Raw genomic sequence first — 20001 nt, 5'->3', positions numbered from 1 at the left:
CTCAGAGCGCCCAGGGGAAGGCGGGGGCGTTCGAGCGGGCGCCCTGCGCGGCCTTCGAGCGGCCGGGCTCGCCGAGCTCGGCGAGCAGCGCCTCCGACTCGCCGACGAGGACCGCGAGCGCGCCGGGCGTGAACCAGTCGGGGCGCAGGGCGAACAGGAGGTCCTCGGTCGCCGTGTTGCCGCTGGCGCCCGGCGCGAAGGGGCAGCCGCCGAGGCCGCCGAGCGCGCCGTCGACCACCGCGGCCCCGGCCTGCACGGCGGCGATCGCGTTCGCGACGCCCGAGCCCCAGGTGTCGTGCCCGTGGAACACGATCTCGCGGGGCGGGGTCTCCGCGGCCACGCGCGAGACGAGCGACGCCACCTGGCCGGCGTGCGCCTGCCCGAGCGTGTCGCAGACGACCACGTCGGCCGCTCCCTCCGCTCGCGGGTCGCGCGCGATCGCGAGCACGCGCTCCGGGTCGACCGGGCCCTCGAACGGGCAGGTGAACGAGGTGGCGATGCACAGCTGGATCCGCCCGCCGACGCTCTCGGCGAGCGCGACCGCCTCCGGCATCGCGGCCATGCTCGCCTCGGTCGGCCTGCCGACGTTGGCGAGGTTGTGCGAGTCGGACGCCGAGAAGCAGTACTGGAAGCGGCGCGCCCCCGCGGCGGCCGCACGCTCGACGTGGCGCGGAGTCGCGACCCACACCCAGCACCGCTCCAGCTCCTCGGGAGTGAGCGCGGCGATCACGTCGAGAGTGTCGGCCATCGGAGGGACGAGGTCGCCGCGCGCGAGCGAGCCGATCTCGAGCTCGGGCACTCCCGCGGCGAGCAGCGTGCGCGCGAGGTCGACCTTGCGCTCGGTCGTCAGGAGCTTGCCGGTGAGCTGCAGGCCGTCGCGGAGGGTGACGTCGCGCAGGCGCGCGGAGGCGAGCGCGGTCACCGGCCGGCCTCCTCGGCAGCGGCGGCGGAGGGAGCGGCAGGAGCCCCGCCGGCGGAGGGAGCAGCGGGACCGGTGCGCCGGAGCATCCCCAGCACCTCCTCGGTGTCCTGGCCCAGGTCGGGCGCGAGCGAGCGGATGGGGAGGGAGCGGCCGCCGAGCACCGGCACGATCCCCGGGAAGCCCACGCCGCGCAGGGTGCCGCCGGCGTCCTCGACGTCGAAGGCCTGGATCATGTCGCGCGCCGCGTACTGCTCGCTCGCGCTGATGTCGGCGGCCGTGTAGATCGGGCCGGAGGGGACGCCCTCGTCGTCGAGGACCGCGAGCGCCTCGGCGGCGGTGCGGCCCGCCGTCCACGCGCCGATCACCGCGTCCAGCTCGTCGCGCCGGGCCCAGCGCTGCTCGTTCGAGGCGAGCGCCGGGTCCTCGCCCAGGTCGGCGCGGCCGATCACCGCCATCAGCCGCTGGAAGATCGCGTCCGCGTTCCCCGCGATCACGATGCTCGCCCCGTCGGCGCAGGTGTAGGCGTTGGTCGGGGCGATGCCCTCCATCCGCCCGCCGACGCGCTCCCGGACGATGCCGTGCGCCTGGAAGTCGGGGATCAGCGACTCCGTCATCGAGAACATCGCCTCGTGCAGCGCCACGTCGACGACCCGCTCCGCCAGCGGTGCCGGATCCAGCCCCGCGGAGCGGCGGGTCTCGCGCTGGAACAGCGCCATCATCACTCCGTAGCCCGCGTACAGCCCGGCGATCGAGTCGCCGATCGAGACGCCGACGCGCACGGGCGGCCGGTCCGGGTCGCCGACAAGCTCGCGGAACCCGCCCATCGCCTCCGCGACCGCCGCGAATCCGGGCCGGGCCGACAGCGGGCCGGTCTGCCCGAACGCGGAGATGCGGCCGATCACGATGCCGGGCCGGGCCCCGTCGAGCACGTCCGGTCCGATCCCCCAGCGCTCGAGCGTGCCGGGCCGGAAGTTCTCGAGCACCACGTCGCACTCGGCGACCAGGCGGCGGACGGCGTCGCGCCCCTCGTCCGTGCGCAGGTCGAGCGCGATCGAGCGCTTGTTGCGGTTGATCGTGTGGAAGAGGAGCGAGGTCTCGGACCCCTCGTGCAGCCGCCAGCGGCGCAGCTCGTCCCCCGTGCCGGGCCGCTCCACCTTGATCACCTCGGCGCCGAAGTCGGCGAGCAGCCGGCCAGCCGTGGGCGCCGCGATGAAGTTGCCGAGCTCGAGGACGCGGACGCCCGCGAGCGGGAGGGGTGCGGTCATGGCACGGCCTTTCGCTCCCGTCGAGGCTAGCGCGGAGGACGGCGCCACCCCCTGCCCTCACGCGGACACCCGACCTACACTTGCCGGACATCATGCGCAGACACACCCTCACTCCGCGACCGGACTGGCGAGCCCGCTGCGACGAGATCGGCTTCAGCTTCTACGACCTCCCCTCCGAGGGCGGCCGCCCCTACTGGAACGAGTCCGCGGCGTACTCCTTCGAGCCCGCCGAGATCGACCTGCTCGAGCGCACGACCTCGGAGCTGTTCGACCTCTGCTTGGAGGCGTGCGAGCTCGTGGTGCGGAAGGGCCGCTTCGCCGAGTTCGGCATCCCGCCCCGCTTCCACGACCTGGTGCGCACCTCGTGGGACGAGGACGACCCCACGGTCTACGGCCGCTTCGATCTCGCCTACGACGGCGCGGGCGCGGTGAAGCTGCTCGAGTTCAACGCCGACACTCCGACCTCGCTGGTCGAGACGGCCGCGGCCCAGTGGCAGTGGCTGGTCGAGACGAAGGGGCCCGACGCCGACCAGTTCAACAGCCTGCACGAGCAGCTCGTCGAGCAGTGGCGCCATCTCCGCCTCGAGCGCTGGAGCCTCGACGAGGGCGCCCGGCTGCACCTCGCGTCGCTGCACGACTCCGGAGACGGCGAGCTGATCGTCGAGGACGCCGACACGGTCGCCTACATGGCCGAGACCGCGGCGCAGGCCGGCTTCGACCCCAAGCTGATCTTCGTCGAGGACATCCGCTACGAGCTCGACGGCGCCGGCTTCCTCGACGGCGAGGGCGAGCCGATCCGCCACGTCTTCAAGCTGTACCCGTGGGAGTGGATGCTCGGCGAGCAGTTCGGCGGCCTGCTCCTCGACCGGCGCGAGCGCACCCGCTGGGTCGAGCCGGCGTGGAAGCTCCTGCTCAGCAACAAGCAGCTGCTGGTGGTGCTGTGGGAGATGTTCCGCGGCCACCCGAACCTGCTGCCCGCCTCCGTGCATCCGCTGCCCGGCACCGCCCAGGTGCGCAAGCCGCGCCTGGGCCGGGAGGGCGCCAACGTGACGGTCCTCGACGCCGACGGCTCGGTCGTCGCCGAGAACGGCGGGAGCTACGGCGCCGAGGGCTTCATCCACCAGGAGCGCGCCGAGCTGGCCCGGGTCGACGGGAAGACCGTCGTCATCGGCAGCTGGATCGTCGGCGAGACCCCGGCCGGCATCGACGTGCGCGAGACGAGCGGCCTGATCACCGGCGACCTGGCGGAGTTCGTCCCCCACTACATCGAGGGCGGACGGAGCGACGGGGTCGCGACGGCCGCGGACGGCGCGTCGGCCGCCTCCCACCCCGGGCACGGCGCCACCCCCGCCTACGGCGCTCCCGCGCCCGGCACCCCCGCGCCCGAGTACGGCGCCCCCGAGCACGACCGGCCGCAGGACACCCGCGCGGCCCGCCCGCAGGACGAGGAGACCCGATGACGGACGACGACCGCACCCCCGGCGATTCCGGGACGCCGAACTCCGGGAACGACTGGGGCAGCCGCGAGCCCGCGGCGGGCTCCGGCACGCCGAGCGGAGGCTCGAGCGGCGGCACCGGCCGCGGCGACGGCCCCACCCGCACCGCTCCCCACCGCTCCCGGAGCGTCGGCATCAGCGGCATCGCGAAGAACCGCCGCGGCCTGCTCATCGGCGGCGCGGTCGCGGTCGGCGCGGTCGGCCTCGCCGTCGCCCTCGCGAACGGCGGCCCCTCGACCGACGGCGTCGTCGCCACGGGAGCCGACGGCCAGGACTACGTCATCCCCGAGAACGCCGAGCGCCCCGTCTATGCGAGCCGCGAGGACTGCCTCGCCGACGTGCGGGAGCAGATCGCCCAGCTCCAGGCGCAGGGCGAGGAGGTCGGCGACGACCCCGAGCAGCTGTGCGAGGCGACCGACGAGTACCGCGGGCACTACGCCGGCGGCTTCTGGCTCGGCCCGCTGATCTTCGCGTCCTCGCGCTGGAACTCGACGCGGGCGACCAGCTGGGCGCCCGTCGCGTCCGGCGGCTTCGCGGCCCGCGGAGCGACCCAGCCCGACGTCGTGCAGCGCGCGCCGGCCGGCTCGACCGTCGGCTCGAAGGCGACCCTCTCGGGCGGCTTCGGCTCCTCCGGCAAGTCCGGCTTCGGCTCCACCGTCGGCGGCTGACCGCAGCGCACCTCCGCCCGCGCGCCCGGGACGCGCCGAGGCGTCCGCGCGCCGCCGGGACACCGCTCGCAGGCCGGCGTCTCGACGATCACGGGGACGGCTCGCCGCCGCTCCCTCTCTCAGGAGGAGGGCGTCGCGCTCGGGAAGAAGTGCCGCTCGACGGGATCGCCGTCGGCGTGGGTCAGCGCCGCCGCGCGGATCTCGCGGTCGCGGCCGGTGAGCCGCTGGGTCTCCTGCCGCCGGAACTCGCCCCACGAGGGCACCATGAACGTCTCCAGCTGCACGTCGGCCTCCTCCCCGCTCCGGTAGAGCGCCCAGCGCGAGGCGCCGGTCCGGCGGCGGGAGCTCTCCAGCAGCCGCATGGCCGATCGGAAGTCCGCGAGGGAGTCGGGGCGGACCGTCCACGAGATCTGCACCATCACCGGCCCGTCCGTCGGCTCCGGCTCGAACACCAGCGTGGGCGTGGGCCACGACATCGAGATGCTGCGGTCGACGGTTCCCGTCCCCGGCAGCAGGGGCAGCACCCGCACGCTGGCCGCCACGAGGAGGAGCAGAGCGGCCGCCGCGGCGTACGCGGGCGCGGTGCCGAGCACCTGCGCGGCCAGGCCCCAGCCGATCGAGCCGACCGCCATGGTCCCCATGAAGACCAGGATGTAGATCGAGGCTCCGCGGGACCGCACCCACTGCGGCAGCGTGAGCTGCAGCGCCGCGTTCAGCACGGTGAGGGTGCCGATCCAGGCCAGCCCCGCGAGGACCAGCAGCAGCAGTGCCGGAACGAGGGGCAGAAAGGCCGCCGCGAGCGTCCCCGCCGCGAACAGCACGGCGCTCGCCCCGATCACGACGTCGTCCGAGAGCTTCCGGCGGGCGAGCGGCAGGGCGAAGACGCCGAGCACGGCACCGGCACCGAGTGCACCGAGGAGGAAGCCGTAGCCGCTGGAGTCGAGCTGGAGGCGCTTCGCGGTGAGCGGCAGCAGCGCCCAGAGCGCACTGGCCGGCAGGGCGAAGAGCGCGGAGCGGAGGAGGATCCGGCGGACGAGATGCGCGGAGGCGACGTACCTGATCCCTCCCTTCAGCGCGGCGCCGAACTGCTCGCGGTCGTCGAGGCCGGTCTGCGTCGGCCGCTTCCACCAGAGCAGAGCGAGCACGGCGCCGATGAAGCTCAGGGCGTTGATGCCGAAGACCACCGGAGCGCCGAACGCCGAGAGGACGACTCCCGCCAGGGCCGGGCCGACCGCGCGGGCGCCGTTCACCGTCACGCCGCCGAGGGCCGACGACGCCGCGATCAGGTTCCGGGGCACGAGCTCCGGCTGGATCGCCTGCCAGGCGGGCGAGGTCAGGGTGGAGGTGATGCCGAGGAGGAAGGTGAAGGCCAGGATCGTCCACGGCGTCAGCGCGCCGACCGCCGCCACGACCGTCAGAGCGGCCGCCAGCAGCGCGCTGGCCGACGACCCCCAGATGAGCAGCCGCCGCCGGTCGAGCGAGTCGGCCAGCACGCCCGCGGGGAGGGCGACGAGGATCGAGGGCGCCAGGCTCGCCGTCTGCACGAGCGCGACGACCGCCGCGCCCGCGGCCGCCTCGACCAGGTACCACTGGGCTCCGACGGTCTGCATCCAGGTGCCGATGTTGCTGCCCAGCTGGGCGAACCACAGCACGCGGAAGGCGGTGATCGCCATGGGCGCCCAGGCCGACGGCTGCGCCGGCGCGGACGTCTGCGCCGGGGCGGCGGGAGCGGGAGCCGGAGCGACGTCCTCAGTCACGGGGCACGGCCTGCCGCACCGAGAAGAGGTTGCCGAACGGGTCCAGCAGCTGGCACAGCCGCTCCCCCGTGAACACCGTCTTCGGACCGCGGTGGGCGACGGCGCCGTTCGCCGTCCAGTCGGCGACGACGGCGTCGACGTCGGGGACCGTCCAGTACGGGCTCGTGCCGTCGGGTCCGGGCCGGTTCAGCTCGTCCCGCTCGTGCAGCGTCAGGCGGGTGCCGTCCAGGTCGTAGGCCACGAGCGCCCCGCCGCGGACGACGGGCTCGCGCCCGAGCCGCGCCGAGTACCAGGCGACAGCGGCGTCGAGGTCGTCGACGAAGTAGAAGACGTTTCCGACTCCGGCGAACTCCGTCGTCGTCATGCTCGGGCCGGCGGGAGGGCGTCGCGGAGGAAGGCGAGCGAGGGGCCGATGGCCGCCTCCGTGTACCCCTCGGCGTGACGGGTGCCCGGGATCAGCTGCAGCGTGCTTGCGACTCCGACCGCGGAGAGCGCCGCCTGCATGGCCTGCGCGTCGCTCACGGGGACGAACTCGCCGAGCGAGTTGGCCAGGAACACCGGCCCGCCGTCCGGGGAGGCGTGGCGCGTCGTGGAGGCGGCGGTGAGCAGCCCGCGGTCGCCCCCGACCTCGTTGAGGATCGTCCAGCGCAGGAAGGCGTCGTTCCGGCCGGTCTGGTTGATGTCGGCGCTCTTCATGGCGTCGAGGTCCTGCGTCGTCGGCGTGGCCGGGAGGTCGTCGGTCGCCTCGACGATGCCGAGGAGGTCGAACATCCCCGACCAGCTGACGGCGGGCCGGCCGGTCGCGATCGCGGCCTCCACGACCAGGTTCCCGCCCGCCGATCCGCCGAAGAACGCCAGCCTGCTCCGGTCGAACGCCCACTCGGACGCGACCGCCCACCGCTCCGCGGCGAGCACGTCGTCCCTGCTGGCCGGGAAGACCGAGTCCGGAGCCTCGCGGTAGTCCGCCGCGAACACGAGGTAGCCGGCGTCGACCAGCATCGTCGCGAGCGCCCGCTCCTTGCTCTTGTCCCCCCGGAACCACCCGCCGCCGTGGATCAGCACGACGGCCGGCCGAGCGGCGTCCTCGGCCGGGGACACCGACCTGCTGTACACGTCCAGCACCTGCGGCGACGACCCCCCTTCGACGTACGGAACCCCGATGCTCACTGACGGCTCGTCCGACACGGTGACCCCCTCCGGTCCAGATTCTCGACTGCAGTCAGACCGTAGGAGCCGGGGGCGGCACGAGCCAGGCCCTGCCGGGGTCACCCAGGAGGGCGCCCGCAGGCCCGCCTCCCGCGGCGGCGCCGATCGCGACTAGCCTCGGAGGGTGTTCCTGACCGAGCCGTACGGCTTCCGCGACCGCTCCGCCCTCGACGAGCGCCGGGCCCTGCTCGAGGACGAGCCCTCGGTGCAGCCCCTCCGGGCGTTCCGCGAGGAGCTCCTCGCCCGGCGCATGCGCAGGCATCCGGGTGCCGTGGTGCCCGACTTCGACCCGGCCGAGGCCGGCGTCGAGGCGCGTGCGCTCATCGTGCTGGAGGCCCCGGGACCGATGTCGACCGCCCCCGACGGCTCCGGCTTCGTCTCGGTCGACAACGACGACGCGACCGCCGCCTCGACCTGGACCCTCCGCGACGAGGTCGGACTGCACGCCCGCACCCTGGTCTGGAACATCGTGCCGTGGCAGCTCGACGGCGCCCCCGACGCGGACGAGGTGCGGCAGGGCGCGATGGAGCTGCGCCGGCTCCTGCCGCTGCTCCCCGACCTGCGGGTCGTCGTCAACGCCGGGACCGCGCCGACCAGCGGCTGGAAGAAGAACATCGAGCCGTACATGGTCGACGGCCCGACGGTCATCGACTCGTGGAGCCCCGGCCAGCGGGCGATGAGCCAGCCCCGCAAGCGCGACGAGCTGAAGCGCGCCTTCGAGCGCGCGACGCACCTGGTCGGCTGAGCCCCCGGGGCTCCGAGGCGTCACGAACGGTCGTCATCGGAGCCGGGAGGCAGCCCTTCGCGACGCCTCGACCGCCGGCGGGCGGTCCGCTCAGGCCGAGCGGGCGCCCCGCAGCGCGTCGGCCGACTGCTGCGCGGCGCGGCGGACGTCGCGGTCCGGGTCGCGGAGCATGCCCGTCAGGACGGCCTCGACGCTCGCCGCGAACTCGCCCTTCGCGTCGCGACCGGAGGAGATCCCCGCCAGAGCGGCCGCCACGAGAGCGCGGGCTCCTGCCGCGCGGACCCGGGGGTGCTCATCGGTGGTCAGGCGGGACAGCTTCTTCTGCCCGCCCAGCACGCGCTCGGCGCAGACGCGGGCGCACATCTCGCGGACGCGCCAGGAGGGGTTCGCGAGTCCGGCGGTCACCGCGTCGGCGGCGTCGTCGTCCCAGACGTAGAGGAGCGCGCGGGCACCCCAGAGCTCGGGCCAGTAGAGGGAGGGCGCTCCCTTGAGGATCCCGTCGGCGTGCTCGCCGCCCACGGTGAGGAGGAAGGACTCGCCCTCGTACCCGCCGGTGAGCAGGGCCGCGGATCGCAGAGCGACGTTGCGCTCCCCCTCGCGGGCGACCTGCGCGCGCAGGCGCTCCTCGAGCGGATCGGTGAGGGTGACGGTCGGTTCGTTGTCGCGTGCCATGAGGCTCCCGAGAGTACTCGCCCGCCCCGCGCCTTCGAAGACCCGCAGCGTTCGGCGCCGCGGCGGTCGGCCCTCTCCGTCCTGCGGCGATGGTCCGATCAGCACTCGTGCCACCTGCTGGTCGAGTGGCGCCGCAGGGACCACGGCTGAGGGACGCCTGGTAGATTCGATCCGATCGACCCCCTCCCAAGCCTCTCCGCGATGCTCACATGGGAGGGGCCTTTTTCTTCGGCACCGAGGTACTGCGATGGCACGGAAACCGAGCCTGTCGTGGAAGCAGCAGGTCCAGCTCCTCCGTGACCGCGGGCTCGACATCGCCGACGGGGAGGCCTGCACGAGCTACCTGGCCGCGCAGAACTACTACCGCTTCTCCGGGTACGCCCGCTACTTCCAGCGGGCTCCGCACGACGGGGACGACTCGTTCGCGGACGGAGTCTCGTTCGAGGACGTCCGAGCGGTCTGCGACGCAGATGAAGCGCTGCGGCAGAGCCTGCGTGCTCGACTGGCCCGTGCCGAGATCCTTCTCCGCAGCCGTACGGCTCATGTCATCGCTCGTGAGCACGGCCCGTACGAGTGCTCTCTCGAGAAGAGCTTCTACTCCGAGTCTCCGAACGCGGAGTCGACAGTCGATTCGTGCCTCCGCGACATCGAGCGCAGCAGGGAACGGCATGTCCTCCGCTTCACGGAGCTCCCCGGCGGCAGGGGCGCGGCCGCCTTCGGCGAGCTACCGGTGTGGTCGGCCGTCGAGGCCTGGTCCTTCGGAACTCTGTCGAGATGCATCGAGCGAGGGGCACGAGGATCGCTTGCGGGGGACGTCGCGTCCGGTCTGGGAGTCGCCCGAGCCGGTTTCGCCTACCGGGTCCGCGCACTCGTCTACCTGCGCAACCGGTGCGCTCACCACAGCCGGCTCTGGAACCACTCCGTGATCGATGCGGGCCCCACGCCCAACAACGTCCGTGCGAAGGCGAAACGTCTCGCCGGGCAGTTCACTCCGCGCTCGGTCGTGGACGTCATCGCTTCGTTGGACGACATCCTCCTACGAGGAGCGGACGCGGCCCCGATCCTTCCGGAGCTCGTCGCCGAGCATTCCCTGCACGACGTGTTCTGGCGAGGGCTCACGACGCCCCGGAGCCCCCTCGATCATCGAGGACCGCAGTGAGAGCGACGCGACCGGGACGGTCCCGCCCGCCCCGCGCCACGGCGGATGCCGCAGCGGATCGGACGATGCCCGCCCGCTCAGGAGGCGCCCACCGGGAGGTCGGCCCCGCCTGACTATGCTGGTGCCACCCCCGGCAGCCGAGCCCTCTGAGCCTCGTCCGCGCCGGGGTGGCGCGGCTCACCCGCCCGGGGAGCGGAGGAGGTCCTCTCATGGCCGATCGGCCGAACCTCCGCCATGTCGCGGCGGTCGCGGGCGTCTCGCACATGACCGTGTCGCGCGTGCTCAGCGGGCACCCCAACATCAAGGAGTCGACCCGCCAGAAGGTCCTCGAGGCGGTCGACGAGCTCAACTACCGGCCGAACATCGCCGCCCGCTCCCTCGTCACGCAGCGCACCGACCGCATCGGCGTGATGATCGAGAGCGGCGCCGAGTACGGGCCGTCGAGCACCCTCCGCGCGATCGAGCGCGCCGCCCGCGAGAAGGGGTACTCGATCACCTCCGTCGCGCTGCGGCCGGACCTCGAGATGACCCCCACCGACGCGATCGCCCACCTGATGGGCCTCGGGATCGACGCGCTCTGCGTGATCGCGCCGCGCTCCTCCTCCGTGGCGACCCTCCGCACCGTCGAGATCGGCGTGCCGACGCTCGTGGTGAAGAGCGACAAGGATCCGAGCTTCCTCACCGTCTCGGTCGACCAGCAGGCCGGCATGTTCCAGGCCGTCGACCACCTGGGCAACCTCGGCCACCGCGACGTGCTGCACCTCTCCGGCCCCCTCGACTGGCTCGACGCGCGCGCCCGCGAGCGCGCCTTCCACAGCCGCGCGAAGTCGTGGGGGATGCACGAGCGCCCCATCGTCATCGGCGACTGGACCCCGGACTCCGGGTACGACTTCGCCGCGAGCCTGCAGTCGGTGCCCGACTTCACCGCGATGGTCGTCGCGAACGACGAGATGGCGCTCGGAGTGATCCACGGCCTCGTCGAGCGCGGGATCCGCGTGCCCGAGGACATGAGCATCGTCGGCTTCGACGACCTGCCCACCGCCCGCCACTTCCTCCCGCCGCTGACGACGGTCCGCCAGGACTTCGACAAGCTCGGGACGACGGTCGCCGAGGTGATCCACGCGAGGATCCGCGGCCAGGAGATCCCGCAGCGCACCCGGATCCCCACGGAGCTGGTGATCCGCTCCTCCACGGCCGCTCCCCGATCGTGACCCTCCTGTTCCCGTCCCGCCGCATGCGCTCGCGTATCATCGGCGGCAGCCCCTGGCACGCCGGACCCTGACGGCGCGCCGCACACGAACCGAGGACGGCACGTGGCGATCTCATCGAGGACGACCCGGAGCTCCGCGGCACCCGTCGTCGAGATGACCGGCATCCGCGTCTCCTTCGCCTCCGGACCCGCTCTGAAGGACGGGAACCTGCGGCTGGTGCCGGGCGAGATCCACGGACTGATGGGCGAGAACGGCGCGGGCAAGTCCACGCTGATCAAGACGCTCACCGGCATCCACCAGCCCGACGCGGGCGAGATCCTCGTCGACGGCGTCGCCCGGCGCTTCAGCGGCCCGGCGGAGGCGAAGGCAGCGGGCATCACGGCCGTGTTCCAGGACGAGCGCCTCACCGACAACCTCAGCATCGGCGAGAACGTGATGCTCGGCCACGAGGTCCGCGGCCGCTTCGGCATCTCCTGGTCGCGCACCCACCACCGCGCGGCCGAGATGCTCGCCGAGCTGGGCCTGGAGGACCTCGATCCGCACCTGCCGCTGCGCTCGCTCTCGCCGGCGATCCGCCAGCTGGTCGCGATCAGCCGCGCGATGGTCGACCGTCCACGCGTGCTCGTGCTCGACGAGCCCACCTCCAGCCTCGACCTCAGCGACGTGGCCCGCCTCTTCACGGTGCTGCGGAGGCTGCGCGACCAGGGCGTCGCGATCCTGTTCGTCTCGCACTTCCTCGAGCAGGTCCTCACCCTCAGCGACCGGCTGACGGTGCTCCGCGACGGCGGCACCGTCGGCGAGTACCCGGCGCACACCATGGACCGCGCCGAGCTGATCGCGAAGATGATCGGCAAGGACATCGACGCGCTGCGGCAGATCGGCTCCGACCGCCGCGAGCACCGCCGCCAGCCGGTCGGCCCGGCGATCTACCGCGCGCACGGGATCGGCCGCCGCGGCGCCGTGGGCCCGACCGATCTGGAGCTGCACCGCGGCGAGATCGTGGGCTTCGCGGGCCTGCGCGGCTCGGGGCGCACCGAGCTGGCGTCGCTGGTGAGCGGGGTCGAGAAGCCGGACACCGGCGAGGTGCTGATCGACGGCGAGCCCGCCCGCATCTCCGACCCGGTGTCGGGCCTGCGCCACCGCATCGCCCACTCGAGCGAGAACCGCCGCGAGGACGGGATCATCGGCGACCTCTCCCTCCGCGAGAACCTCGTGCTGGGCCTGCAGGCTCTGCGCGGCTGGGCGCACCCACTGTCGGCCGCCGAGACCGACACCCTGGTGCGCACCTACGTCGAGGCGCTGAACATCTCGCCGGCCGACCCGGACATCCCGGTGAAGTACCTCTCCGGAGGCAACCAGCAGAAGGTGGTCCTCGCGCGGTGGCTCGCGACCCGTCCGCGGCTGCTCGTGCTCGACGAGCCGGCGCGCGGGATCGACGTGGCGTCGAAGGTCGAGATCCAGGCGCACATCGCGCAGCTCGCGAAGGAGGGGGTGACCGTCGTCTACATCTCGTCCGAGCTGGAGGAGGTGGTGCGCCTCAGCGACCGCATCGTCGTGTTCAAGGACCGCGAGAAGATCGGCGAGGTCAGCAACGGCCCCTGGCTCACCGTCGACACGATCGTCGAGATGATCGCCGCCGACCGCGACGACGACCTCGACGACGACGACGACTGACCTCCCCCGCCGGCCGAGCGGCCGCACCGTCCACCGGGTCTCGATGAGCCGTCCGGGCTGCTCGACCGCCAGGACCTCGGCGCGCCGGCGGGTCCCGCTCGGGCGCCGGGCCTGCGAGGATCCGGGGGTGGACGATCAGCGACCGGACGAGCTCGCGGAGCTGCAGCGGCGCGCCTACGGCCGAGGCTCCGACATCGAGCGGGACCCCGGCGCGCTCGCCCGGCTCTCCGCGCTCGAGGCCCGCGTCCGTCCCGCCCTCGGCACCGCACTGCCGGACGCGGTGGTTCCCGCGGTCTCCGGGGACGCGGCGCCGGAGGACGCGGCACCTTCCGCGGACGCCTCCGCCGACGAGGAGTCCGACCCCCTCGGCCACGTCCCGCCCCGCCGCTCCCGTCGGCGCGGCCTCCTCCTCCTCGCCGCGCTGGCCGCGACGGCCGCCGTCGCCGCGGGGGCCACCCTCCTCGCCACCGCCGAGGACGGACAGCCCGGCCGCGAGGTCGCCGTGCTGCCGCTGTCGAACGGCACCGACCTCCCCGGCTGGGAGGGACTGGGTTTCGACGGATCGGTCACCACCGAGGACTTCGGCGGGCTCACCGTCGTGCGGCAGAGCCTGCCCGCCGACACGGGGCTCACCGTCGTCCGGCAGCGCCGCTCCTCGAGCGCCGGCTCGTGCCTCTCCATCGTGCGGACCGCCGAGCCGCAGGACGGCCTGTTCTTCCAGGGCTGCACGGCCGGAGCGTTCCCCGCGGTCGCGCAGTTCACCGTGACGTCGGCGGCGCCGGAGGCCCTGCGCGAGCGGTTCCCGATCGGCACGTCCCTGCGGTTCGCCCTCGAGGGCGACGAGATCCGCGTCCGATCCGACGCCCCCTGACCACTCAGATCCCCGTCCGCCCGTGCGGGTCGCCCACCTTCTTCGACTCGCTCGACCCGCGCTCGCGCAGGAACACGGCGAGCGCCGCCATGCTGCCCACCGCGAGGAACTCCGACTGCCAGTTCTGGAGCGTCCGGTTCCAGAAGTCGGCGGAGGAGACGTAGCCGAGCCAGTCGACGGGCGCCTCCAGGCTCGTCAGCTGCTCCTCGTTGTAGGCCACGACGCCCGTCACCGACTGCGCCGCGCAGGACAGCAGGAACACCGCCCCCATCACCAGCAGCAGCGAGTGCGAGAACAGCGCCTGCCGCAGGCCGCCGGCGGACGCCGAGGGCGGCGAGTCGTCCTCCGCGGACGCCCCCGCCTTCTGCTGCTCGTCGGTCTCGAGGCCCTCCTCGCCCACCCGCTTCGACTCGGGCGAGCCGCGCTGCACGAGCCAGACGGTCGCGCCGATGTAGAGGAAGAACTGGAGGTACTCCGACTGCCAGTTCTCGGCGACGTCGATCGCGAAGTCGGAGGAGGTGACGAAGCGCCAGTAGCCGACCTCCCGCAGCCCCTCCGCGACCTGGGTGTCGTTGTACGCGGCGAGCCCGGCGAACGACTGCCCGAGGAGAGCGAGCAGGAAGATCGCGAGGAAGAACAGCGAGAGCCCGTTCTCGCGCAGGAAGCGGCGCATCCGGCTCACCTCCCGAGGATCCCGACGGCGAAGAACCCGATCAGGCCGAGCACGATCACGGCGTAGTACAGGGCGGAAGCGGTGCGCACGTCAGCTCCCGTCCAGGACGCAGTCGAAGGGCGCGTCCGCCACCGGCGTGCACCCCGCCGCGCGCACCAGCCAGCCGTCGTCGCCCGGGTGAGGAACACCGCGCTGCCGCCGGAGCGCACGATCGCCGCCCGGCCGTAGACCTCGGCGTCCCCTGCTCCGTCTTCCGCGATCCCGAGCTCCAGCACGCCGCCGGGGCAGTCGCCCTACCGGTCCTCCACGGCCTCGCGGGCGGAATCGGTGAGCAGCGCGCACGCCGCGCGGCCGTCGCCGTCGGCGAGCGCGGAGAGGAAGGCGTCGGCCGCGCGGCGGGCCGCCGTGCCGTCCGCGGAGCATCCGCAGAGCGCGAGCACGAGGGCCGCCGTCGCGGCCGTCGCGGGGACGGAGCGCGATCGAGGGAGCATCATGGCCAGGGAAGCTACTCCCGGGCCCGACCACCGGGCAGAGGGTTGCCATCGGGCCCTGCGGGCCCCGCGACCGGATCGTTACCGAAGCGCACCGCCGTGCTGTTGCGTCACAAGAATTGTTCACGGTAACATTTCGACGTGGCGCTGCTTCGGCCGGCGCCCACTGCACATCCTGCACTCACCGCACCTCGGGCCGCTAGGCCCGCATTCGAGGCCCTTCGGGGTCCACCATCTCGGGCACTCTCTTCGTGCCCGCGATCTCAAGGAGGAGATCTATGTCCAAGACGAGGCGTATCGGCCAGTTCCTGGGTTTCGCAGCAGTCGGCGCACTCGCGTTCGGACTCGCGGGCTGCTCGGGCGGTTCCGGCACCGATTCGGGCTCCGGCTCGAGCGGTGACCTCACCACCATCGGCTTCGTGGCCGTCGGCCCCGAGGGCGCGTGGCGCCAGGCGAACGAGACCAACATCGAGGACACGTTCACCAAGGACGCCGGCTTCGACCTGAAGTACGCACCCGCCACCAACGGAGACCAGAAGTCGCAGATCGACTCCTTCACCTCCTTCGTGGACGAGGGCGTCGACATCATCCTGCTCTCCGCCACGGAGGGCTCCGGCTGGGAGGACTCGCTCGAGCGCGCCCAGGAGGCCGAGATCCCGGTCATCCTGATCGACCGCGGCATCGAGCCGGACAACACCGACCTCTACGTGACCCGCATCGCGCCGGACAACATCGCGGTCAGCACCTCGGTCGCCGACTGGGCCAAGACCACCTTCCCGAGCGGCGCGAAGTACTTCACGCTCGAGGGCCCCGCGGGCGTCTCGGTCGTCAACGAGCGCAACGAGGGCTGGGACGAGGTCATCGGCGCCGACTCGAAGTTCACCAAGATCGGCGCGCAGACCGCGAACTGGTCCACCGAAGAGGCCAAGAGCGTCTTCGAGACCGTCCTGAAGTCGAACAACAACGACGTCCAGCTGGTCTTCGCACAGAACGACGAGATGGGCCTCGGCGCCGTCCAGGCCGTCCAGGAGGCCGGCCTCACCCCCGGCACCGACGTCAAGATCGCTACGATCGACGGCACCAAGAACGCCCTGCAGGCGCTGGCCGACGGCGAGCTGAGCTTCGTCGCCGAGTACAACCCGCTGTTCGGCGAGACCGCCCTCGACGCGGTCGAGAAGACCCTGGCCGGCGAGACGGTCGAGTCCTCGATCGTCGTCCCGAGCGAGACCTTCGACTCGCCCGAGGCCGCCACCACCGCGCTGCCCGACCGCAAGTTCTAGTCGCTCAGCACCACCGGTCGCCCGGCGTCGTCCTCGACGCGGCACCACTCCCCCGGAGCGACCGGGGCCGGCTCTCCGCCGGCCCCGGTCGCTCCGACCCTTCGGCGCACCTGTTCGGCTGCGCCCCGCTCGAGAACGGAACGACGCGACATGACAGGTTCGCCTCCGATCGTCGAGATGAAGAACATCTCGATCAGCTTCCCCGGCGTGAAAGCCCTCGACGGCGTCGACTTCCGCCTGTTCCCGGGCGAGGTCCACACCCTCATGGGTGAGAACGGCGCCGGCAAGTCCACGCTCATCAAGGCCCTCACCGGCGTCTACCGCATCGACAGCGGAGACATCGTGATCGACGGGGAGACCCGTCGCCTGACCGGCACCGCCGACTCGCAGGCCGCGGGCATCTCCACCGTGTACCAGGAGGTCAACCTGGTCACGAACCTCTCCATCGGAGAGAACGTGATGCTCGGCTACGAGGTCCGCGGACCCTTCGGCATCAACTGGAAGGCCACACACCAGGCCGCGAAGGTCGCGCTCGAGAAGCTCGGCCTCGGCCACCTCAACACGCGCCAGTCGCTCGCCTCGCTCTCGATCGCGATGCAGCAGCTGGTCGCGATCAGCCGCTCGACGGTGAGCGACTCCAAGGTGCTCATCCTCGACGAGCCGACCTCGAGCCTGGACGCGAACGAGGTCGAGAACCTCTTCGTCGTCATCCGCCGCCTCCGTGCGGAGGGCGTCGCGATCCTCTTCGTCTCGCACTTCCTCGACCAGGTCTACGCGATCAGCGACCGCCTGACGGTGCTGCGCAACGGCACCTTCGTCGGCGAGTACCTGACCCACGAGCTCGACCGCACCTCGCTGATCTCGAAGATGATCGGCAAGGACATCGCAGCGCTGCGCTCCCTCGACTCCGAGCGCGAGAGCCAGGACCACCTCTACCGCGACGCCCCGCTCTACACCGCGAAGGGCATCGGCAAGAAGGGCTCCATCGAGAGCACCGACCTGACGCTGCACCGCGGCGAGGTCGTCGGCTTCGCCGGGCTCCTCGGCTCCGGCCGCACCGAGCTCGCGCGCCTGATCTACGGCGTCGACAAGCCCGACACCGGCGAGATCACGATGCACGGCAAGAAGATCGACGTCCCGACGCCGACCGCCGGTCTCGCCCACAAGATCGCGTTCTCGAGCGAGAACCGCCGCGACGAGGGCATCATCCGCGACCTCTCGGTCCGCGAGAACCTCATCCTCGGCGTGCAGGCCAAGCGCGGCTGGGCCCGCCCCCTCTCCAAGAAGGAGAAGGACGAGATCGTCGGCAAGTACCTCGTCGAGCTCAACGTGCGCCCGGCCGACCCCGACCGCCCGATCAGCAAGCTCTCCGGCGGCAACCAGCAGAAGGTCCTCCTCGGCCGCTGGCTCGCCACCGCCCCCGAGATCCTCATCCTCGACGAGCCGACCCGCGGCATCGACGTCGGAGCGAAGGCCGAGATCCAGGAGAAGGTCGTCGCCCTCGCCGGCGAGGGCGTCGCCGTGGTCTTCATCTCGTCCGAGCTCGACGAGGTCGTCCGCCTCAGCGACCGCATCATCGTCCTGAAGGACCACCGCGTGATCGCGGAGATCCTCAACGGTCCCGCTGTCACTGCGGAGTCGATCGTCACTACCATCGCCGCAGAGGGAGTCGTCGACGAGGACGTCGTCGTCCTCGAGAGCGCCACGCAGGAGGCCGCATCATGAGCAGCGACACCCGACCCGCCCGGGGATCCGTCCTCGGCGGGATCATCCGCCGCCAGTACTTCTGGGGAGTCGTGGCGATCGCCCTGCTCCTCCTCGTCAACGTCGTCAAGGACCCGGGCTACCTGGCCGTCTCGGTCAGCCCGACCACCGGCTACCTCGTCGGCAACGTCATCGACATCGCCCGCGCCGCCGCTCCGATCCTGATGATCGCCGTCGGCATGTGCCTGGTCGTCGCGACCGGGGGCATCGACCTCTCGGTCGGCTCGATCATGGTCGTCGCCGGCGCCGTCTCGATGGAGTTCCTCAACTCCGCGGGAGCGCCCGACTCGCTCGGCGCCGCAGCGGGTGCCTTCGCACTCGCCCTCCTCGTGGCCGCCGTGCTCGGAGCCGTGAACGGCGTCCTGGTCTCGGTGGTGGGCCTCCAGCCCTTCATCAGCACGCTCGTCGTGATGCTCGCGGGCCGCGGCCTGGCGAAGGTCATCACCGGCGGCCAGAACACCGCCGCCACCAACGAGCCCTTCCGCTGGGTCGCGAACGGGTACGTCTTCGGGCTCCCGGTCGTGTTCCTCCTCGCCATCGCGATCGTCGTGGTCGTCGGAGTCCTGGTGCGCCGCAGCGCGCTCGGCCTGATGATCGAGGCCATCGGCATGGACCCGAAGGCGGCCCGCCTCGCGGGCATCAACCGCCGGGGCCTGCTGATGACCGCCTACATCGGCAGCGGCATCCTCGCCGGAGTCGCGGGCGTGTTCGCCACGGCGAGCGTGATGACGGTCGACGTCTCGCGCACCGGCTACCAGCTCGAGCTCGACGCGATCCTCGCGGTCGTCATCGGCGGCACCTCGCTCGCCGGCGGCAAGTTCAACATCACCGGTGCCGCCGTGGGCGCGATCCTGATCGCCACCCTCGACAAGACCGTCGTGTTCCTCGGAGTCTCGTCCTCCGCGACGCCCGCCTTCAAGGCGATCGTCATCGTCGCGCTCTGCCTCCTGCAGTCCGAGCGCGTCCGCTCCGCCTTCAAGTCCCGTCGCGAGGCGCGCCGCAGCGTCCCGCAGAAAGAGGCGATCCCCGCATGAGTGCCGTGATGACCCGCTCCGCCCCTCCGGCGAGCACCAAGCGCACCTCCGGGGCGCGCGGCTGGCTGAGCCAGCACCTGGACAAGCTGCCCACCCTGGCCGCGCTGATCATCTTCTTCGGGATGATCGTCTACGGCGAGGCCGCCTACGGCCGGATCCTTCAGGCGAGCACGATCTCGAACCTGCTGGTCAACAACGCGCACCTGATCATCCTCGCCGTGGGCCTCACCTTCGTGATCCTCACCGGCGGCATCGACCTCTCGGTCGGCGCGGTGATCGCGTTCAGCAGCGTGAGCGGCGTGCTCCTGATCAACGCCGGCTGGAACCCCTGGCTCGTGATGGTCCTGATGGTCGTGATCGGCGCCCTGTTCGGCGTGATCTCCGGCGTCCTGATCCAGTACTTCAACGTGCAGCCGTTCATCGCGACGCTCGCGATGATGTTCCTGGCCCGCGGTCTCGCCTCCATGCTGAGCACCGTCCCGGAGCGCCTCCCCGAGGACTCGGCCGTGCTGAGCCTGGCCACGCCGATCAAGCTGATCGACGGCCCGAAGGTCAACGACTTCGTCATCAGCCCCGGCGTGATCATCGCGATCCTCGTCGTGGCCGGCGCGTTCTTCGTGCTGCACCGCACCCGCCTGGGCCGCACGGTCTACGCGATGGGCGGCTCCGAGCAGTCGGCGGCCCTGATGGGCCTCCCGGTGGTGCGGACCAAGCTGTTCATCTACATCATCAGCGGCACGCTCGCCGGTCTCGCCGGTGTGGTCTACACCGCCCGCCTCGGCAGCGCGCAGAACATCACCGGCACCGGCTGGGAGCTCGACGCCATCGCGGCGACCGTCATCGGCGGCACGCTGCTCACCGGCGGCGTCGGGTTCGTGCTCGGCTCGGTGGTCGGCGCCCTGGTGCTCGGACTGATGAACGTCCTGATCACCCGCGACGGCGGCATCCCGCCGGAGGCGACCACGATCATCACCGGAGGCATCCTCCTGGTCTTCGTCCTCCTCCAGCGCGCCGTCATGGCCCGCAGCAAGACCTGACCGGGCTCCCGCCCGATCTCCCCCGGCGCCCCCTCGTCCCTCCGCGGACGAGGGGGCGCCGTCGTGTCCGGGGCGC

The 20001-nt window shown here is 72.3% G+C and carries 20 protein-coding genes; 11 read left to right on the top strand and 9 right to left on the bottom strand.

From position 1 onward, the window contains the following. Position 1: 1 nt before the first annotated feature. Positions 2 to 922: a hydroxymethylglutaryl-CoA lyase gene (locus C5C37_RS14250; RefSeq protein ID WP_181127430.1), complete on the bottom strand. Its 921-nt coding sequence runs from the start codon at positions 920 to 922 to the stop codon at positions 2 to 4. Continuing rightward, the gene (locus tag C5C37_RS14245) at positions 919 to 2187 is read right to left on the bottom strand and encodes a CaiB/BaiF CoA-transferase family protein (RefSeq protein ID WP_104339137.1); all 1269 of its coding nucleotides are present in this window, start codon (positions 2185 to 2187) and stop codon (positions 919 to 921) included. Before C5C37_RS14245 ends, C5C37_RS14250 begins: the two co-directional genes overlap by 4 nt. A 92-nt stretch (positions 2188 to 2279) precedes the next feature. Between C5C37_RS14245 and C5C37_RS14240 the strand changes: the two genes are divergently transcribed. Both C5C37_RS14240 and C5C37_RS14235 read left to right on the top strand, forming a co-directional pair. After that, positions 2280 to 3647, top strand: a complete 1368-nt coding sequence (locus C5C37_RS14240) for a glutathionylspermidine synthase family protein (protein ID WP_181127429.1) — start codon at positions 2280 to 2282, stop codon at positions 3645 to 3647. Next, complete coding sequence (locus C5C37_RS14235; RefSeq protein ID WP_104273952.1) at positions 3644 to 4351, top strand: hypothetical protein; 708 nt, start codon at positions 3644 to 3646, stop codon at positions 4349 to 4351. The genes C5C37_RS14240 and C5C37_RS14235 overlap by 4 nt, the downstream gene beginning before the upstream one ends. A 119-nt stretch (positions 4352 to 4470) precedes the next feature. On the opposite strand, the gene C5C37_RS14230 is transcribed toward C5C37_RS14235, so the two are convergent. From C5C37_RS14230 to C5C37_RS14220, 3 genes are read right to left on the bottom strand one after another with little or no spacing between them, the layout of a single operon-like run. Next, positions 4471 to 6108 carry an MFS transporter gene (locus C5C37_RS14230; protein ID WP_258072632.1) on the bottom strand — a complete coding sequence of 546 codons (1638 nt, stop codon included), beginning with the start codon at positions 6106 to 6108 and terminating at the stop codon, positions 4471 to 4473. Further along, positions 6101 to 6472: a VOC family protein gene (locus C5C37_RS14225; RefSeq protein ID WP_104234343.1), complete on the bottom strand. Its 372-nt coding sequence runs from the start codon at positions 6470 to 6472 to the stop codon at positions 6101 to 6103. Before C5C37_RS14225 ends, C5C37_RS14230 begins: the two co-directional genes overlap by 8 nt. Further along, positions 6469 to 7221, bottom strand: a complete 753-nt coding sequence (locus C5C37_RS14220; RefSeq protein ID WP_181065720.1) for an alpha/beta hydrolase — start codon at positions 7219 to 7221, stop codon at positions 6469 to 6471. Before C5C37_RS14220 ends, C5C37_RS14225 begins: the two co-directional genes overlap by 4 nt. A gap of 217 nt (positions 7222 to 7438) precedes the next feature. On the opposite strand from C5C37_RS14220, the gene C5C37_RS14215 reads away from it, so the two are divergent. Next, positions 7439 to 8059 (top strand): hypothetical protein, encoded by a 621-nt coding sequence (locus tag C5C37_RS14215; RefSeq protein ID WP_104339136.1) that lies wholly within the window; start codon positions 7439 to 7441, stop codon positions 8057 to 8059. A gap of 90 nt (positions 8060 to 8149) precedes the next feature. Here C5C37_RS14215 and C5C37_RS14210 read toward each other — a convergent pair whose 3' ends face one another. Continuing rightward, positions 8150 to 8731: a HEAT repeat domain-containing protein gene (locus C5C37_RS14210; protein ID WP_258074145.1), complete on the bottom strand. Its 582-nt coding sequence runs from the start codon at positions 8729 to 8731 to the stop codon at positions 8150 to 8152. Between the two features lie 247 nt (positions 8732 to 8978). Between C5C37_RS14210 and C5C37_RS14205 the strand changes: the two genes are divergently transcribed. The 4 genes from C5C37_RS14205 (at position 8979) to C5C37_RS14190 (ending at position 13646) form a co-directional block, all read left to right on the top strand. Beyond that, positions 8979 to 9890 (top strand): Abi family protein, encoded by a 912-nt coding sequence (locus C5C37_RS14205; RefSeq protein ID WP_104339135.1) that lies wholly within the window; start codon positions 8979 to 8981, stop codon positions 9888 to 9890. 209 nt (positions 9891 to 10099) lie between these two features. Next, positions 10100 to 11101 (top strand): LacI family DNA-binding transcriptional regulator, encoded by a 1002-nt coding sequence (locus C5C37_RS14200; RefSeq protein ID WP_104222399.1) that lies wholly within the window; start codon positions 10100 to 10102, stop codon positions 11099 to 11101. 153 nt (positions 11102 to 11254) lie between these two features. Beyond that, positions 11255 to 12775: a sugar ABC transporter ATP-binding protein gene (locus C5C37_RS14195; protein ID WP_104255631.1), complete on the top strand. Its 1521-nt coding sequence runs from the start codon at positions 11255 to 11257 to the stop codon at positions 12773 to 12775. Positions 12776 to 12902: 127 nt separating this feature from the next. After that, entirely contained in the window at positions 12903 to 13646 is a 744-nt protein-coding gene (locus tag C5C37_RS14190) for a hypothetical protein (RefSeq protein WP_104337916.1), read from the top strand. A gap of 4 nt (positions 13647 to 13650) precedes the next feature. Here the strand turns inward: C5C37_RS14190 and C5C37_RS14185 are convergent, their stop codons facing one another. The 3 genes from C5C37_RS14185 to C5C37_RS14175 are packed head-to-tail and all read right to left on the bottom strand — an operon-like array spanning position 13651 to position 14813. Beyond that, positions 13651 to 14319, bottom strand: a complete 669-nt coding sequence (locus tag C5C37_RS14185) for a DUF6766 family protein (protein ID WP_104339134.1) — start codon at positions 14317 to 14319, stop codon at positions 13651 to 13653. A gap of 5 nt (positions 14320 to 14324) precedes the next feature. Then, complete coding sequence (locus C5C37_RS14180) at positions 14325 to 14594, bottom strand: hypothetical protein (RefSeq protein WP_104316952.1); 270 nt, start codon at positions 14592 to 14594, stop codon at positions 14325 to 14327. A gap of 18 nt (positions 14595 to 14612) precedes the next feature. Next, on the bottom strand, positions 14613 to 14813 hold the full coding sequence (locus tag C5C37_RS14175; protein ID WP_104222395.1) for a hypothetical protein: 201 nt from the start codon (positions 14811 to 14813) through the stop codon (positions 14613 to 14615). 275 nt (positions 14814 to 15088) lie between these two features. On the opposite strand from C5C37_RS14175, the gene C5C37_RS14170 reads away from it, so the two are divergent. The 4 genes from C5C37_RS14170 to C5C37_RS14155 all read left to right on the top strand — a co-directional run bounded on the left by C5C37_RS14170 (position 15089) and on the right by C5C37_RS14155 (position 19925). Continuing rightward, entirely contained in the window at positions 15089 to 16090 is a 1002-nt protein-coding gene (locus C5C37_RS14170) for an ABC transporter substrate-binding protein (protein WP_104247802.1), read from the top strand. 150 nt (positions 16091 to 16240) lie between these two features. Then, complete coding sequence (locus tag C5C37_RS14165) at positions 16241 to 17815, top strand: sugar ABC transporter ATP-binding protein (RefSeq protein ID WP_104222393.1); 1575 nt, start codon at positions 16241 to 16243, stop codon at positions 17813 to 17815. Beyond that, positions 17812 to 18888: an ABC transporter permease gene (locus C5C37_RS14160; protein WP_104263321.1), complete on the top strand. Its 1077-nt coding sequence runs from the start codon at positions 17812 to 17814 to the stop codon at positions 18886 to 18888. Before C5C37_RS14165 ends, C5C37_RS14160 begins: the two co-directional genes overlap by 4 nt. Continuing rightward, positions 18885 to 19925 (top strand): sugar ABC transporter permease, encoded by a 1041-nt coding sequence (locus C5C37_RS14155; RefSeq protein WP_104222391.1) that lies wholly within the window; start codon positions 18885 to 18887, stop codon positions 19923 to 19925. Before C5C37_RS14160 ends, C5C37_RS14155 begins: the two co-directional genes overlap by 4 nt. Positions 19926 to 20001 lie beyond the last annotated feature (76 nt).

This window comes from Rathayibacter sp. AY1F9 (genome assembly GCF_002932155.1).
Taxonomy (GTDB): domain Bacteria; phylum Actinomycetota; class Actinomycetes; order Actinomycetales; family Microbacteriaceae; genus Rathayibacter.
This window is presented reverse-complemented; position numbering and strand designations above follow the sequence as displayed.